The 15,487-nt window shown below is 37.2% G+C and carries 16 protein-coding genes and 1 pseudogene; 2 read left to right on the top strand and 15 right to left on the bottom strand.

The genetic code is table 11. The features are described 5' to 3' along the window. Positions 1 to 996 precede the first annotated feature (996 nt). Positions 997 to 1,565, top strand: a pseudogene (locus H9655_RS06015) (DUF6434 domain-containing protein). A 476-nt stretch (positions 1,566 to 2,041) separates the two neighbouring features. On the opposite strand, the gene H9655_RS06020 reads toward H9655_RS06015, so the two are convergent. The 4 genes from H9655_RS06020 to H9655_RS06035 form a co-directional block, all read right to left on the bottom strand. Then, positions 2,042 to 2,242: a cold-shock protein gene (locus H9655_RS06020; RefSeq protein WP_191811959.1), complete on the bottom strand. Its 201-nt coding sequence runs from the start codon at positions 2,240 to 2,242 to the stop codon at positions 2,042 to 2,044. Between the two features lie 173 nt (positions 2,243 to 2,415). Further along, on the bottom strand, positions 2,416 to 2,535 hold the full coding sequence (locus H9655_RS06025) for a YvrJ family protein (protein WP_225230489.1): 120 nt from the start codon (positions 2,533 to 2,535) through the stop codon (positions 2,416 to 2,418). A 137-nt stretch (positions 2,536 to 2,672) separates the two neighbouring features. Continuing rightward, the gene (locus H9655_RS06030; RefSeq protein ID WP_191811963.1) at positions 2,673 to 2,891 is read right to left on the bottom strand and encodes a DUF2922 domain-containing protein; all 219 of its coding nucleotides are present in this window, start codon (positions 2,889 to 2,891) and stop codon (positions 2,673 to 2,675) included. A 23-nt stretch (positions 2,892 to 2,914) separates the two neighbouring features. Further along, a complete protein-coding gene (locus H9655_RS06035) occupies positions 2,915 to 3,136 on the bottom strand; it encodes a DUF1659 domain-containing protein (RefSeq protein ID WP_191811965.1) in 222 nt (73 codons plus the stop codon). Positions 3,137 to 3,427: 291 nt separating this feature from the next. Between H9655_RS06035 and H9655_RS06040 the strand changes: the two genes are divergently transcribed. Next, complete coding sequence (locus H9655_RS06040) at positions 3,428 to 3,709, top strand: phage holin family protein (protein ID WP_191811967.1); 282 nt, start codon at positions 3,428 to 3,430, stop codon at positions 3,707 to 3,709. 215 nt (positions 3,710 to 3,924) lie between these two features. Here the strand turns inward: H9655_RS06040 and H9655_RS06045 are convergent, their stop codons facing one another. From H9655_RS06045 to H9655_RS06095, 11 genes are all read right to left on the bottom strand, one after another. Further along, positions 3,925 to 5,124: an NAD(P)-dependent malic enzyme gene (locus H9655_RS06045; RefSeq protein WP_191811969.1), complete on the bottom strand. Its 1,200-nt coding sequence runs from the start codon at positions 5,122 to 5,124 to the stop codon at positions 3,925 to 3,927. 127 nt (positions 5,125 to 5,251) lie between these two features. Beyond that, the gene (locus H9655_RS06050) at positions 5,252 to 6,211 is read right to left on the bottom strand and encodes a VOC family protein (protein ID WP_191811971.1); all 960 of its coding nucleotides are present in this window, start codon (positions 6,209 to 6,211) and stop codon (positions 5,252 to 5,254) included. A 17-nt stretch (positions 6,212 to 6,228) separates the two neighbouring features. Further along, positions 6,229 to 7,014: an SDR family NAD(P)-dependent oxidoreductase gene (locus H9655_RS06055; RefSeq protein WP_191811973.1), complete on the bottom strand. Its 786-nt coding sequence runs from the start codon at positions 7,012 to 7,014 to the stop codon at positions 6,229 to 6,231. A 33-nt stretch (positions 7,015 to 7,047) separates the two neighbouring features. Beyond that, a complete protein-coding gene (locus H9655_RS06060) occupies positions 7,048 to 7,542 on the bottom strand; it encodes an aromatic-ring-hydroxylating dioxygenase subunit beta (protein ID WP_263600736.1) in 495 nt (164 codons plus the stop codon). Positions 7,543 to 7,585: 43 nt separating this feature from the next. After that, positions 7,586 to 8,887 (bottom strand): aromatic ring-hydroxylating dioxygenase subunit alpha, encoded by a 1,302-nt coding sequence (locus H9655_RS06065; protein ID WP_191811977.1) that lies wholly within the window; start codon positions 8,885 to 8,887, stop codon positions 7,586 to 7,588. Positions 8,888 to 8,947: 60 nt separating this feature from the next. After that, positions 8,948 to 9,730, bottom strand: coding sequence for an aspartate dehydrogenase (locus tag H9655_RS06070; RefSeq protein ID WP_191811979.1), 783 nt, complete (start codon positions 9,728 to 9,730; stop codon positions 8,948 to 8,950). Between the two features lie 17 nt (positions 9,731 to 9,747). After that, positions 9,748 to 11,193, bottom strand: coding sequence for an aldehyde dehydrogenase family protein (locus tag H9655_RS06075; protein WP_191811982.1), 1,446 nt, complete (start codon positions 11,191 to 11,193; stop codon positions 9,748 to 9,750). 29 nt (positions 11,194 to 11,222) lie between these two features. Further along, positions 11,223 to 12,944, bottom strand: coding sequence for a thiamine pyrophosphate-binding protein (locus H9655_RS06080; RefSeq protein ID WP_191811984.1), 1,722 nt, complete (start codon positions 12,942 to 12,944; stop codon positions 11,223 to 11,225). Positions 12,945 to 12,971: 27 nt separating this feature from the next. Continuing rightward, positions 12,972 to 13,763: an SDR family oxidoreductase gene (locus H9655_RS06085; RefSeq protein ID WP_191811986.1), complete on the bottom strand. Its 792-nt coding sequence runs from the start codon at positions 13,761 to 13,763 to the stop codon at positions 12,972 to 12,974. Positions 13,764 to 13,790: 27 nt separating this feature from the next. Beyond that, positions 13,791 to 14,705, bottom strand: a complete 915-nt coding sequence (locus tag H9655_RS06090) for a VOC family protein (protein ID WP_191811988.1) — start codon at positions 14,703 to 14,705, stop codon at positions 13,791 to 13,793. A 137-nt stretch (positions 14,706 to 14,842) separates the two neighbouring features. Next, entirely contained in the window at positions 14,843 to 15,370 is a 528-nt protein-coding gene (locus H9655_RS06095) for a cupin domain-containing protein (RefSeq protein ID WP_191811990.1), read from the bottom strand. Positions 15,371 to 15,487 lie beyond the last annotated feature (117 nt).

Below are 15,487 nucleotides of genomic sequence, written 5' to 3' on the forward strand. Positions count from 1 at the left end.
AGCTACTGAAACCTTCATTAAATACTGGATTTTAGATTGCTTTTCTCCACATTGTGATTGTACCTTCAATATTTATAAATCTTAATGTCGAACTTCTATAGGTAACCGAATGCTTCGGTACATTGGTAATAGTCATCAATACAGCATGCTACGCGAGGCATGATTGATGATATATGTTAGTCCATCACGAATCGGTAATTTGTAACTTTTGGTACTTCCAATTTATTTAATAGAATAAAAGATTCGCTCTCAAATTGGAACAATGGATGATTACACGCAACGACAACATATTGTGCCTGTCTCCATAAACGTAATAATGCCCATGCTTCTGCTGATTTTATTTGTAATGGGTAAAACCAATATCCATTTGATTTTGCTCGAGTTTTTTAACAATATAACTTTTATTAAATGATCAAATTGTAGATGAATATCCTAATGATGATATTTGTTGGCTAAGTAATAAATATTGCCGCAACCAAAACAATTCAGCTCTAGCTACGGTAATAAATGTCTTGAGTTTCCTTCATGCCATAGCACGAAACCACTTTTCTCTCCATTTTATCACAAATAATCTTGTATTATTACAAGCTATACCTTACTACCTTTTTCCTATTACATGATTACTTTTTTCTATTTCAGTTCTCGGAAAAATTCATCTAGCATGAAAACAAATAAAGGAATACAAAGACTAGAGCGAGCATTAATACAATTAGATGTCATTATTTCATTAGTAAAGTATGTAAACAGAAAAATGAACTGATCCAAACTGATAAGAAAATTGGTCACTTAAACTGTTAATGGCTAGAACGTGGGATGGTACAGAGCTGGTCTTTTATGATCTGTATTATCCAAATGATGGATGAGTTGTCTTCATTCATGGATGTTAACATTCTTTCTGAAGGCTGTTTTCGTAAACTTTGTTGTTTTTGGTTATGGTTATTTTTGTAAACTAAGAACAATTGTTCTATAATAAAAATAAATATGGAGGTGTGATTTATGAGACCTAACCTTACGAAAGATATTAGTGTAGAAAGTTTTAAAGATTTCTATTGGTTAAAGGAAGAATTACAATCTTTTTGTCGAGAAAACGGAATAAGTGCTTCTGGTTCAAAAATAGAAATTTCCAGTAGGATTGAAATATTTCTTCGGACAGGAGAGATAAAAAACCTCTCAGAAAATCAAAAGTGAATAAGAAGATGGAACCTCAAGTAGATTTAAGTTTTGATACAGTTATTACGGAAAACCATCGTTGTAGTCAAAATGTTAGAGCGTTTTTTAAGACAATTATCCCGAAATTTCATTTTTCCACCTATATCCAAAATTATTTTAAAAACAATGTTGGAAAAACGTATCGTGATGTTGTAAACGCTTGGTATGAGGAGGAAGAACGAAAAAAAGACCCTTCGTATACGAAAAACATTGCACCTCAATTTGAATACAACCTTTTCATTCGTGACTTTTTTGCTGACCCAGAAAACCAAGGGAAAAGTCGTGAAGAAGCAATTGAAGCCTGGTATGAAACGAAGAAACTTCCTGGAAGCAATAAATATATATCTAATAATTAGTTAAGCACTTCTCAACATTTTTACTGTGATGTGATTTAACTTTCGACAAACAGAAACAAGTATTTGTTTTCCTTTTTCAAGCCAACTGAACCAATAAAGTTAAGTTGGCTAATATTTAGTAGCCAAACCCTGGAACCGCACCATCCAACCTTTTAGATGGCTATCTTGTTAAATGTGATAGATACCCTTCTTTAAATGTGTACTGATAAAGAAAATAATGAGTCCTGTGGATCAAGAACAACCTAAAAAGATACATATATAAAATTAAGTATGGTGGAAAAACTTTGCAAAGAAGTAACACAAGAGATTATTGATTAATGAGGGAATGTGGAGAGAGTTTCAAGCATCACCCGTACCTACTTTTGATATGGCACATCTTAATGAATGTAGCTCGGCGTCCCATTAAGTGAAAAAGAGCAACTATTATCTTCATATATAAAAACAGCCTAACATATGTTAGGCTGTTGATTATCGAATTATAATTTATTAACGTTAGCCGCTTGAGGTCCACGAGCACCTTCAACAACTTCGAAAGAAACTTCTTGACCTTCATCTAGTGATTTGAATCCTTCAGATTGGATTGCAGAAAAATGTACGAATACATCATTTCCGTCTTCGCCTTCAATAAATCCAAAACCTTTTTCTGCGTTAAACCATTTTACTTTACCGTTTTTCATAACAAAAAATCCTCCTTATGGTTGAAGAAACAACCATATAAAAATTCACCTTTAATCATCGTACTTACAAAGACCTATCCAATCCTAGGAAAAGCTTTCTTCATATATCACTAATGAGTAACGGTTAAATTAAATTTAGCATCTATCCCCATCACTGTCAACAAATTACGCTCTTATTCTTTTAGCTTTTCGGGCAAGCTTTGAATCGATTGAACAACTACATCTAACTTCGCCTCAATGCGATAAAGTAAAAACAATGTCACAATGATAGGAAAGCCGACTTCACTGATCATTTTAACAAGCTCACTCACATATTCCCCTCCCAAATATAACGTAATAATAAATAGAAGATCAATTAAAAAGTGAACCTCTTCCCTTGCAAGAGGTAGAGGTTCACCTAAAAATGCAGCTTGGTAACAATCAACCGATATTACTCTAACTCATAATCGGTAACGGTTCTTTCTACAAGTCTTGCACCTTTAACATTAGTAAGCTTTCCTTTTGTAGATTGAACCGCCTCTGAAGCAATCATTTCTTCCATTACCGAAATGACCTCAGCGATGTCTATTGGTTCTTTAGGGTCATCAACCGAAATGGTCGAAACACTTCCATCTGACGTTCCAAAGGTTAACTCTAACTTTTTAGTCATTTTTTATTCTCCCCTTTAAAATATTATGATTGTAAAATATCATGGTTGTCATTTCGTTGGATGGAAACAAGTGGTGATTGTGCCAACGATCCATACGCCTCGGCAAATCGATACAATTGATCAGCGGTAGCTTCTGCCATCACATGACTAAAAGTTTTTACCTTATACTCCACTTCCCCCTTTTCATTCACACCTGTCTCAAAACTTAATCGAAGCTTTGAATCAACTAAAATAGTTTGTGCCATATTCTCTCCCCCCTTTCATTCCTTATATACAAGTGGAAAGGTAAAAGAGACAGGCTATCATGAGAAATAATCAAATTAGGCTACTCAAAAGATGCTTTCATTGATGAAAATTTTGAGATTATTCATCACTATCTCACACAACAGAAAACCTAAAATAAGCATTTATTTATTACTATTTCTAGTATTCTACGAAAAATAATACTTTTCTCCTTCTAAACATAGTGCAAGCGAACAAGCAATCTTATGCGGTTTTCATAAAATATTTAATAGCCGGAATAAGGAGGTGTTGACATGAATCTTGTGCAATTTTTGAACCAAAATTATTTTGTATTAATACCGGCGCTTTGGCTCATTGGACATGCACTCAAACAGACCCCTATTATCCCTGATTGGACAATCATTTGGATCTTGTTTATATGTTCTATCGGTATTGGGAGCATCGGATATGGTTTTTCTTTGGATGCGATTGTTAACGGTATTATTGCAGCAGGTATCGCTGTTTTTGGTCATCAGGTTTTGAAACAAACAAAGGAAGGGATAGTGATAAATAAAAAACCAGATAACAAGGGCTGATATTTGAGGAGGTATGGTGTTCGTGAGAGTAAAGGCTGCCGGCATGTTCGGTAGCCTTTATTTTGTTTCTAATTGGGCATAAAAAAAGACCACAAGTTTCAAGTGCTTGTGGCCAAAGTAGATCAAAAGATCTAATAGGGAGGAGATCTTACACAATTATAGTATGTCCACATCTTGACTTTGTTTGGACAAACATCCCCGGCGAATTCATTATTTTATATAAAAATTGGTTCACTATATGCCTTTCTTGTGACACCAGTAGAAATGGCCGCTTCACTAACTGCTTTTGCCACATTGTTCGCTACATTGATATCAAATGGATCTGGGATAATATAGTCCTTAGTAAGTTCTTCTTCGTTAATGATGCCCGCTATTGCATAAGCAGCCGCAATTTTCATTTCCTCATTAATTACTTTTGCTCCTACATCTAATGCCCCTCTAAAAATTCCTGGAAAAGCTAATACATTATTCACTTGATTAGGAAAATCAGATCGGCCAGTACCAATGATGGCTGCTCCTGCATCTTTGGCTTCATTTGGCATGATTTCTGGACTTGGATTAGCCATCGCAAAAATGATCGCATCACGATTCATTGTTTGTACCATTTCTTTAGATAATACACCTACTGCAGAGACTCCAATAAACACGTCCGCCCCATTAATGGCCTCTTTTAACGTACCTGATAGAGACTTACTGTTTGTTATTTTGGCCATCTCTTCTTTAATCGCGTTCATACCCTCTTCTCTTCCGCTATAAATCATTCCTTTCGTATCACAAAGAATCATTTCTCTAACGCCCAATTTTCTTAATAATTTTATAATTGAGATCCCTGCTGCACCTGCACCATTTACGACTATTTTTATTTCATCAAGGTTTTTCCCTACAACCTTCAAGCTGTTGATTAAACCAGCTACTGTTACAATTGCCGTACCGTGTTGATCGTCATGGAAGATAGGAATTCCACACTCTTCAATTAATCTTTGTTCAATTTCAAAACATCTAGGTGCAGATATATCTTCAAGGTTCACACCTCCAAATGATGGCTCTAATAATTTCACCGTACGGATAATCTCCTCTACATCATTGGTTTGAAGACAGATCGGCACTGCATCGACATTGGCAAATTCTTTAAAAAGAATCGCTTTTCCCTCCATAACAGGTAAAGATGCCTGTGCACCAATATTTCCAAGTCCTAATACGGCACTACCGTCTGAAACGACTGCGACCATATTGCCCTTACTCGTATATTCGTAAGCTTTCTCTTCATTTTCAGCGATCTTTAAGCAAGGTTCAGCTACACCTGGAGAATACGCCAAACTTAAATCTTCTTTCGTTCTTACCGAAACCTTTGTGCTAATACTTAATTTTCCCTTATGCAAACGATGAAGTGCTAATGCTTTCTCCTTTAATTCCATATAATAACCCTCGCTTATTTATTTTAATATTCAGATAATAAAAATCAACTACTTTGTATGATTTTAAAAAAATTGAGAGAAGCAACCTTGTATACATCTTCATTTACAAAGCGCTTCCCAATATTGTTTAATATTTTTCTAATAACTCAATGATGACTTTAAAAGTTGAAGTTGTGTCCATATAAGCATATCTGCCTTTTCCGTTATAAAAATTTCCTCTTTGAATAACAGGATAACCCATTTCTTCTAGAAGAGTAATCTTTTCATCCATATCTTTTACAACAAAGGATATATGGTGGACACCTTCACCATATGATTCTAAATGAGTCTTCCATGTGCTTGGTGCTTTTCCAGGTTCGATTAATTCAATTTCTAATAATGGTGTACGAATGAACATATAGCGACTATCTGCTTCCGTAGCTTCACCGTTATATACAACTTTTGTTATGTCACTTTTCCCTGATTGAATCACTGCTGGTTTTTCTATGCCTAACAATTGACAATACTTATCTGCTGCTCTGTCTAAATCTTTTACCACAATAGCCAGTTGTTCCACAACATTTGTACCTAATAGTGGCTTATCTTCTCCCGCTTTGTATGTAGTATCCCTAGGTTCTGCGCTTTCTAACAATTCAATCAAAGTTTTCGTTTCATTCGCGGTATCAACATAAACGTACCTACCATCACTTGATGTAAACTCACCTGATTGAAGAAGTGGATAACCGTTTTTTTCGAGGTTCGGCAAATGATTTTGAATCTTATCAACATCAACGGCAATATGATGGATTCCTTCTCCTATCTCGTTAAGAAATTCACGCATTGTTCCCGGTTCCATATTAGGTTCGATGAGTTCAAATTGAACAGTCGGTGTATTTAGAAATGCTAGTTTACTCTGAGAAGCGGTCGGCTTTCCTTTATATATTACTTTAGATACTTCCTCATCACCTGTTAAAAACCAGCCAGGATTAGGAATACCTAACAATTTCGAAAAATCAGCTGAGGCTTTTTCAATATCATTGACAACAAAAGCTAATTGATTAACTTCTTTACTACCAAGAAGTGGCTGCATTTTTGTATTTGATTCCATTATCATTCATCCCTTTCTTAACTAAGACCTCTGATGGCAAGACCGCCATCACTTGAAATGGCTTCGCCAGTAATGGCGCGTGATTTACTTGAAGCTAATAATAAATATGGACCGACATGATCATCAGCATTCATTGCAATTCTTAATGGGTTTCTCGTTTTTATGCTTTTTGCTTTCGTATCATTGTCGATTTCTTTCACAAACGGTCTTAAAGGTGTGATGACATTAAGTGATGTTAATGTCCCACCTGGGCTAACTGCATTCACTCTGACATCTGGCGCAAGCTCAAATGCCAATTGTCTCATTAAACCTATTTGCGCATGTTTACTAGCGGTGTACCATACCCCACCACCATCAGGGTAAAATCCAGCACCAGAAACGGTAAAAATGATATTACCTTTTGTCTTTTTCAATTCATGAAGTGAAGCTTTCGCACCGTTAAAATACCCTTTTACATTAATGTTCATTAATAATTCATAAGCATCATTCATGGCTTCAGCCGTCACATTTTCGAATTTTGCAAACCCATCGAACACCCCTGCATTAGCAATAAAGACATCTAGTCTCCCAAATGTTTCAACCGCTTGATATACAGCTTTTTCGTGGTCTTCAAAATGAGTCACATCTCCTTCTATACAAATCACCTGCTCACCATATTGTTCCTTGATTGCAGCTAATCCGTCTTTTGAGCGATCAAGAATCGTCACGTATGCTCCTTCTTTCAGAAATGAGTCCACCACAGCTCTCCCAATACCTGATGCCCCACCAGTTATATAAAGTGAGCGACCATCAAATTCCGCCATTCTAGTTGTTCTCCTCTCTTCCTTGTGAATAAATTAAATAAAGATTGCTAGATTTCGAGTATTGATTGTCGTTTGATCCACGATAAACACCCGTTTCGATAATTTCCATTTGCCATCCTCGAACTTGAATTCATCGCGACGTTCTCCTGAAATAATATCGTGATGGATATCTGTACTCCTACTTCTGTAAAGAAGTAAATAACTATTTACTGACGCCCATTCTTCCGCGTTATAACCTTCCAGTTTTACATTACTGACGAAACGTCGAGTTCGAGAAGGTGGAATTTCCGCCCAAGCATAATCTGTTTTTAACCGATCCACTCTGAGTTTTAATAAGTCAATGTCATCATCAAAACAAAACATATCTGTTGTATAATCAGGACGCTCTGTTCCTTCCTTATTTATACGGACTGGCATTTGATATTTCAAATCTTGATGCATCAAACTGAACCAACCATCAAAATCGATATCATCCAATAATTGTGCTTCTTTATATAGCCATTGTTCAAATTCATAGTTTGCAAGCATTTTTTCCATACTCATCTCATCTATCTCCTTTCTTCACGAAAATTTATTTATTCATTAGCTCCAGCCAATATTTATAGAAATTTCTTTGGTTCGCTTCAGAAAATTTATCATCATAAGCCACACCAGGACCGATAAAGTCTACAGGTTTTCTATGCATGCCCATTGTGTAGTTATAAGTTAAATTTTTTATTACTGGCATAGGCCCTTTTGCTGCGGCAGTAATATCCGTAAATACTTCCGTATCGTCTTGTTCAAAAATGCCTGATGGACTGAAAGTAAGGACAAAGGATTCACGTGACCGCCTCTTCCAATCTTCCGGCGCATTTTTTTCAACTAAAAACCAAGCAATCACTTCCATTTTGTCGTGATCGATTGGTCTCCATAACCTAACAGTGGTATTGGAAATCAATTGCCCTTTTACTTTCGTATGTGAAATTAAGAAAGATAGATGAGGGAAGATGTTCCCGATCATATTCTTCAAGTTACTTAATACTTCAAACTGTTCTGTCGATAAATTAGATTTATACTCTTCTATTAATTCTTCTGGGAAAGCAAAATCAGGGTTTGGTGTCCCAAGGTTTAGACCATGACCATTTTCACTATGAATTTGATAACCCATTTTGGAATACGTTGCAGAAGGTACCATTCCTAATTTAGCAATTGAGCCATGTGTCACCATTGTATGATAGGAGTCACCAACAAAATTATCAGCACCAATTTTCCAGTTTGAATGAATAACGAAACGTTGTGGAGCGCCTAGCACTTCCATCTCAGCTCGACCTACTAAGATATCAAGATACCATTTAAAGTCTCCTAAAAAATCATCTAATGATTCTGCCTCTTCATTCCAAGTACCAAATAACAACCCTTTATAGGATTCAATTCGCACTTCTGTTAAACCCATTGTAGATTTATCTAGCTCTTCACCATAGATATTTTTTTGTAGTGGGACGCCAATCAAATCACCATTGTTTTTAAAGTTAAATCCATGATATGGACAAACAAAAGCAGATTTGTTCCCTTTGTCTGCACGACACAACTTCATACCGCGATGTGTACACATATTGTAAAATGCCTTGATGCTCCTATCTGCATTTCTAGATACAATAATTGAATACCCGGCTAAGTCTCTTAACATATAATCATTTTTATTTGGTATTTCTGATTCATGACCAATAAATATCCATGTTTTCATAAAGACTTTTTTATGTTCTAGATCATATACTTTCGGATCGGCCAAAATGTATGCAGGTATTTCGCCTACTTCCGGTTTGACCGTATCATTCAAATGTTCCAATAATTCCGATTTCGTCATATCTTCTAAGTCTTTTACCGTTTTAATCATAGTAATCCCCCTTCTTACCAATTGATTCATCGATGTCGCAAAGATTATTGTAACTTATCCCTATCCCACTTTGATAGATTGATCTTTATGTTTCAATGTTGAGAGAACACTTAATGCTGCTAAATAACTTGTCTTTGGATTGTTTGGCATCGGATCATTCTCAACCACTAGTTTCACATTTCCAAACGCCCCTTTTGCTGTAATCTCATGACTATTTTTCGATGCTTTTGGATCAGCAATAATCTTCACTTTTGTCTCTTTTGAACCAAGTCCAGCTAACGATAGAATGATTGATACGTTAATATTCTTAGGAAACTGTTTAATCGCTTCATAGGCATTACCTTCAAATAAGACTGTTTTCTTCTCAAGACTAACCCCATTTAATGCATGCGGTGGCTTCGTTGTTGTTAACGCTACTTCTTGTAAAGCACCGATAGCTTTAGCAGCTTTTAATATATCCAAACCTCCTACCGCTCCTGATGGTAAATGAATCGTTGTCCCATGTTCTTTACATATCGTTTCTAATTGGAGAAAATAGTCGTTATCTGAAAACGCGCCTACACTGCTTACAACAAGATCTTTCCCATGTGTGAGAATCGATGCGGCATGTGTTCGAACAACTTCTACAGTTGCTGCTTCAACAATCACATCTATATCTGATGCAATCAGCTCATCTATGGTTTGGTAGCTTCGCAAATCATACTGCTCTGCCAGCTCATTTGCTTTCTCTTGATTTCTTGTATACAATCCAACGAATTGTGCACCATCAACCAATTGATCGTTATTGATAGATTGCAGCAAAAATTTTCCGATATTTCCGCCACCTATTAATCCCAGCTTCATTTTTTCAACCCTACTTTCTAATTCGCGAATCCATATGTGTCTGCAAAAAATTCCAAGCTACAGTGTCTTGTTTCGCGTGAAATACCACTTTCTTTTAAACCAGGAAAATCTAAATGAAGGTCCTGGAATACGGTATGGTTATTAATAAATACAGCTCCTGCTTCTAATTGATCAGCAAACATAATCGCTTCCTCTTCATTCTCTGTCCAAACAGAAGCGCGTAAACCAAAATGGCTATCGTTTGCAAGTTTTATGGCTTCTTCATTTGTTTGAAATGAGAGGATTGGAATAACTGGTCCAAATTGTTCCGCTTGAACAATTTCGCTATTTTGAGCAACACCAGTAATAATAGTCGGTTCAATAAAATATCCATCATTCCAACCATCTGGATCAATTTTGATTCCACCTGTAAGGACTTCTGCCCCTGTATCCTTCGCTCTCGCAATTAATCCTTTTACATATTCATATTGTGTTTGATTATTTAACGGCCCCATCTCTACATCTGGTTGAATCCCATTACCAACACGAATATATTGGAACTTTTTCCGCAATTTTTCCACAAGCTCTTCATATCGAGATTCATGCACATATACCCTTTTAACTGCTGAACATACTTGACCAGCTGCTCGTAAGATCCCAAATCTCAACTTAGTAATCAATTCGTCATCGAGTTTCGCGTCTTCTAAAAAGATGGCAGCATCATTCCCGCCTAATTCCATAAAAATGTTTTTCACATTGCTAGCTGACGCTTTCATGATTTCTTTACCCGTTTCCGTACTACCAACAAAGGCAACTGTACGTACACTAGAATCTTTGCATAGCGCATCCCCGATTAATGAACCTGATCCCGTTACAACATTCAATACACCATTTGGAAAGTATGAAGCGACCTTTTCTAGAAATGTCATAATCGTAAGTGGACAACTTGTAGCAGGTTTAACGATGACTGTATTCCCTGTTAAAATAGCAGGAATTACGCGCTTAAATGTTAAGATCATTGGTGAATTCCATGGGGAGATGACCGCTGTTACCCCTCTTGGCCTTCTACGAATTTGCACTTTTTGTTCTCCATCTAATGCCTCTGGTTGCCACCAATTTAATAATTCATCGGACGCTTCTCTCATAATGTCGACACATCGAAGTAAATCTTTCTTTGCTTCAACTAATATTTTACCATTTTCCCTTACGAGCAAATTCACATTTTCTTCAACGATTTTTTCAATCGCTCCTGCTGCTTCCTTCATTTTTGCTGCGCGTTCGTGAATATCTGATTGAGACCAAGATTCTAATGCTTTCACTGCTGCTGTTATTGCTTTATCTACATGCTCCTTTGTACAAAGAGCAACTTCTCCAACAACTTCTTGCGTATTTGCTGGATTAATGACTTCCTTTTTCTTGTCCGCTTCCAACCAGTTACCATCAATTAAAAACTTGCCAGACACTTTAGGATATGTTGAAATCATTATGCTTCCTCCTTTACTCAGATGTTTGCTTATAACTTCTTCGGTTTAAATGCATCAGCAGCACCAGGAGGTCCTTCAAAAGGCTTAGCCATTGGTCCTACAGCTTCCATATCTACAACAATAATTGTGGGATTAACACTTTTTGCCGCTTTATTAATTTCTACCGCAAATTCATCACTTGAATGAATTCGTACCGCATCAAATCCCATAGACTCTCCCATTTGCACAAAATCAGGACTTAGTAGATCAACAGCTACTTGACGACCATATGCATTTTGTTGAATATTACGAAGAACGCCATATCCACCATCATCAAACAAGACAACAATAAGCGGCAGTGCTTCTTGGGCAGCAGTCGGCATTTCACCAACATTCACCATAAAACCACCATCACCAGCCATTAAAACTACTTTGCGATCCTTTGCAGCGATTTGAGCACCAATCGCTGTCGGTAACCCTTGACCAATTCCACCACCGGAAGCATGAATAGATGTTCTCGGTTCAATAATCTCGAACAATCTACTTCCCCATACGTTAGCTTGCACGGTAACATCTCGTACGAGCACTGTATCTTTAGGTAATGCTGCTCTCATTTCGTCCATTATTTGCTCATATGGTCCTAATGTTGCTCGTAAATTAGCTCGTAATGTTTCTCTTAGGTGCTTTACTTCAGCTTTATATGATGGTTTATCTTGAACCCCTTTTGTTTGTAATTGCGTGACTAAGTTATTTAAAATATCCTTTGCGTCTCCAACAAGCCCATAACTACAAGCGTAATTTCGGTTCATTCCTTGCCAATCGGCATCAATAGCAATATGAAGATTCGGCACTTCAACCTTCCAATTAGACGTTTCATTTCCTCTAAATCTCACACCGACACTAATTAACAAGTCCGCATTCTTGAGCAATTCTTTCGTGCCTTGATAGGCAGCAAAATGACCAATGCATTGTGGATGATCTTCAGGGATGCTTCCTTTTCCAGATTGGCTCGTAATAACAGCAGCTCCCAGCTGATTGGCCAATCTTGTTAACTCTTGGGATGCGTTTGCTGAAATGACACCTCCACCAGCCCAAATCACAGGACGCGTCGCTTTAGCAACCAATGAGAGTACATCTTCAGGAATATATGTATTTGAGTTAACTTCGGGAGTTTTTACCGACCAGTCTTGTAGGTGCAGGTCAGGAATAATCGCAGATTGATAATCAATGGGGATCTCTAACGAAACAGGGCCAGATGGGGCAGTTAGAGCAGTTACAACCGCTTGCCTTACCACTGCTTTTGCTTGATTCGGCACTCTTAAGCGCATCGCTTGTTTAGAGCATCCTTCTAACATTGATAATTGATCTTTACATTCATGAATATAGCCACGGCCAGTACCTAAATAGGTTGATGCCACTTCACCAGTTAGGTGGAGAAGTGGTACACCTGCTGCCCAAGCTTCAACAAGTGCGCCAGCTGCATTACCTGCGCCTGTTCCTGTACTCGTAATGACAACACCAAGCTTTCCTGTCACACGTGCATAGCCATCGGCCATATTCACCGCTCCACTTTCACCACGTGCACACACAAGATGGATGCTTCCTTCTCGTAAAATGGCATCATAAATTGGCATATTATGTATACTTACAATACCAAACGCTGTCGTTACACCCGCTCTAACAAGCTCTTGAACAACCGCATCAGCAACGGTAAAGTTCATTTCTGAGTTTTCTGTTAACTCTGCTTGCTCCATTTGCTTTGTTTCTGTCATTAGTATCTTCCTACCTTTTTTGTATATTTATAATGCCTTTCCTAATGCACCTGCTGTTTCAATAGTTGAACCAGCGACATAGCTTGCGTGTTTGGATGCTAAAAATAAAATCACACTAGCTACTTCTTCTGCTTCTCCCACACGTCCTAGTGGGATATTTCTTTTCTTCGCTAAGTCTGCATAATAACTTTCCGGATCCATGTCGGGTGCATTCTTTTTCCTTCTTCTTTCCCATTGATCCGTTCTAATTAAGCCAAGACTTACTGAATTTACAAGAATATTATCACTCGCCAGTTCTTGAGATAATGTTTTACTTAAATTAAGTAATCCTGCTCTTGTTGCAGCTGTTGCGATCATATGTCTCTCAGGTTCTTTCGCGAGCGTAGCATTTATATTGATTATGCGACCGCCACCACGCTCAACTAAGTATGGATGAACAGCTTTTACAGCGTGGATGATAGCAAAATACTTTAATTGAATTTGTTGTTCCCATTGTTCATCAGTGACATCAAAGAAATGTCCCATCACACTTTGCCCAGCTGCATTGACTAAAATATCAATACCCGAAAACTTTTCTGCTGTACCTTTGACAAAACGCTGTACATCTTCTTTATTCGTTACATCACATGTTTCGGCAAAAATGCTGTTAGCAGATCCTAAATCTGTTAAATGCTTCTCTGCCATATTTTTTCTTCTTTCATCTCTACCACAAATAGCGACTTTAGCACCTTCAGCTAGAAACATCTCAGCCGTCTTCAATCCAACACCTGAGGTACCACCCATAATAATTGCTACTTTATTTTTTAATCCTAAATCCATTACATTCTTCCTTTCTCAAGTAAGCCATTAAATCAATGATTGTAATTTTGCCCAGCCTGGATCTGGTTTTCCCCCCATTGCTGCCCGTGCTTCTTTAGATGGCGGTCCGGCGATTCCCCACTGATCCATTAAGTGTGGTACACGCTTCCATACTCTTGCTTTCCATTCTGCTTCGTCCTCAATCGTTTCAAGATAACAAGTGTATTCCATGACAAAATTACCCGGGTCCTTGAAATAGCAAAAGATATTATCTCCTGGGCCGTGCCTACCTGGTCCCCATAGTTCACTAAATCCCGCTTTACGCACATTAGCAATGCCACGCATTACTTCATCTACTGTGTCAACTTCATAAGCAATATGATTAACAGATGCATGACCTTCTTGATTAAAAGCAATGGAGTGATGTTTTCGATTACAACGTAAGAACACCATTTTATCTTCGCTCCAGTCCGTCACTTTAAAGCCAAGAATATCTGTATAAAATTCTGTAATCATTTGTAAATCAGCTGTATTCATTACGACATGATTGAGCTTCACTGGGTCTACATTTTTTTGATTCCAAATGGATGTATGAATTTCAACCCATGTTGATAATTCAATTACACGATTTTCCGGATCAGCAAAGCGGAGGCCATAACCTATACCTTCTTCATCTAAATAGCCGGGTGCCTGAACAATCGGTACGCCTTTTTCTTGTAAATATTCTGCAGCACGGTCAACCGCATGCTTATCCACCATGCCAAATGCGATATGATGAAGAGCACTTCTGTCGCCACTGTGTAAACTTAGAATATGATTTTCAGGTCCTGCTCCTCTGAAATAAACCGTTTGTTCATCCTCAGCCGTTTTGTCTAATCCCCAAACTTTTTCATAAAAGGCAGCTTGTTCTTCAATGTTCGGAGTAATGAGACTGATATGTCTTAAATGGGTAATACCAATCATTTTGAAACCTCCTCTATAAATAAAGCGAAATTTCGTGGTAAATGTTTCGCTCGTTACAAATTATTGGTGAATATAGTATGTTAATAAAAATCGGTAAGGATAGACCATATGATATTGGCCTTCCTTACCTCACTTCATTATTTGTCTGCAATAATTGCTTCTCTTTCTTTCGCTCTTTGAAGACGAAGTTCTTCTAATTCGCTCCCTTTTACGTAAGTTGGCAAATTCGGTTTAACAGCACCAAGCATAACTAACATTAATGCTTCTTCGTCACCATCATTATGAATCCCACGATAGACACCAGGTGGTGAACTGATACAATCACGCTCATTTAAACGAATTTCATGAACCTCATCACTATCTACTTCTTGAATCAGCGCTTTTACGCTTCCTTTAATAATAAAGAAAACTTCTTCAACATCATCATGTAAATGCAATGGTCCAATACACCCTGCAGGTAATACCATCGTGCTTAATGTAAAATGCTCAGCTGCAATAACATTAGAATCAGCATTTGCAGTGGCTCCACGACCAATATATCTCATTTGTGCTCTTTTAAATCTTGGGTCAATTTCTTCTTGGAATTTAAGAACATTCCAATCTAATGAACGATCCTGTAATCTTGCTACATGCTTCTTTTCAAATTCTTTAATATCAATTGCCATTTTCAAAACACTCCTTTATGTTTTATATTAGAAACACTGTTTCTCCTATAAATCAATTTTAAAATCTGTTAACAAAAAAGTCAACAAATTTTGAGAAAATTTTAAAAAGATAAATAG

Origin of the sequence: Cytobacillus stercorigallinarum (assembly GCF_014836495.1) — a bacterium.
Classification (GTDB): Bacteria; Bacillota; Bacilli; order Bacillales; family Cytobacillaceae; genus Cytobacillus; species Cytobacillus stercorigallinarum.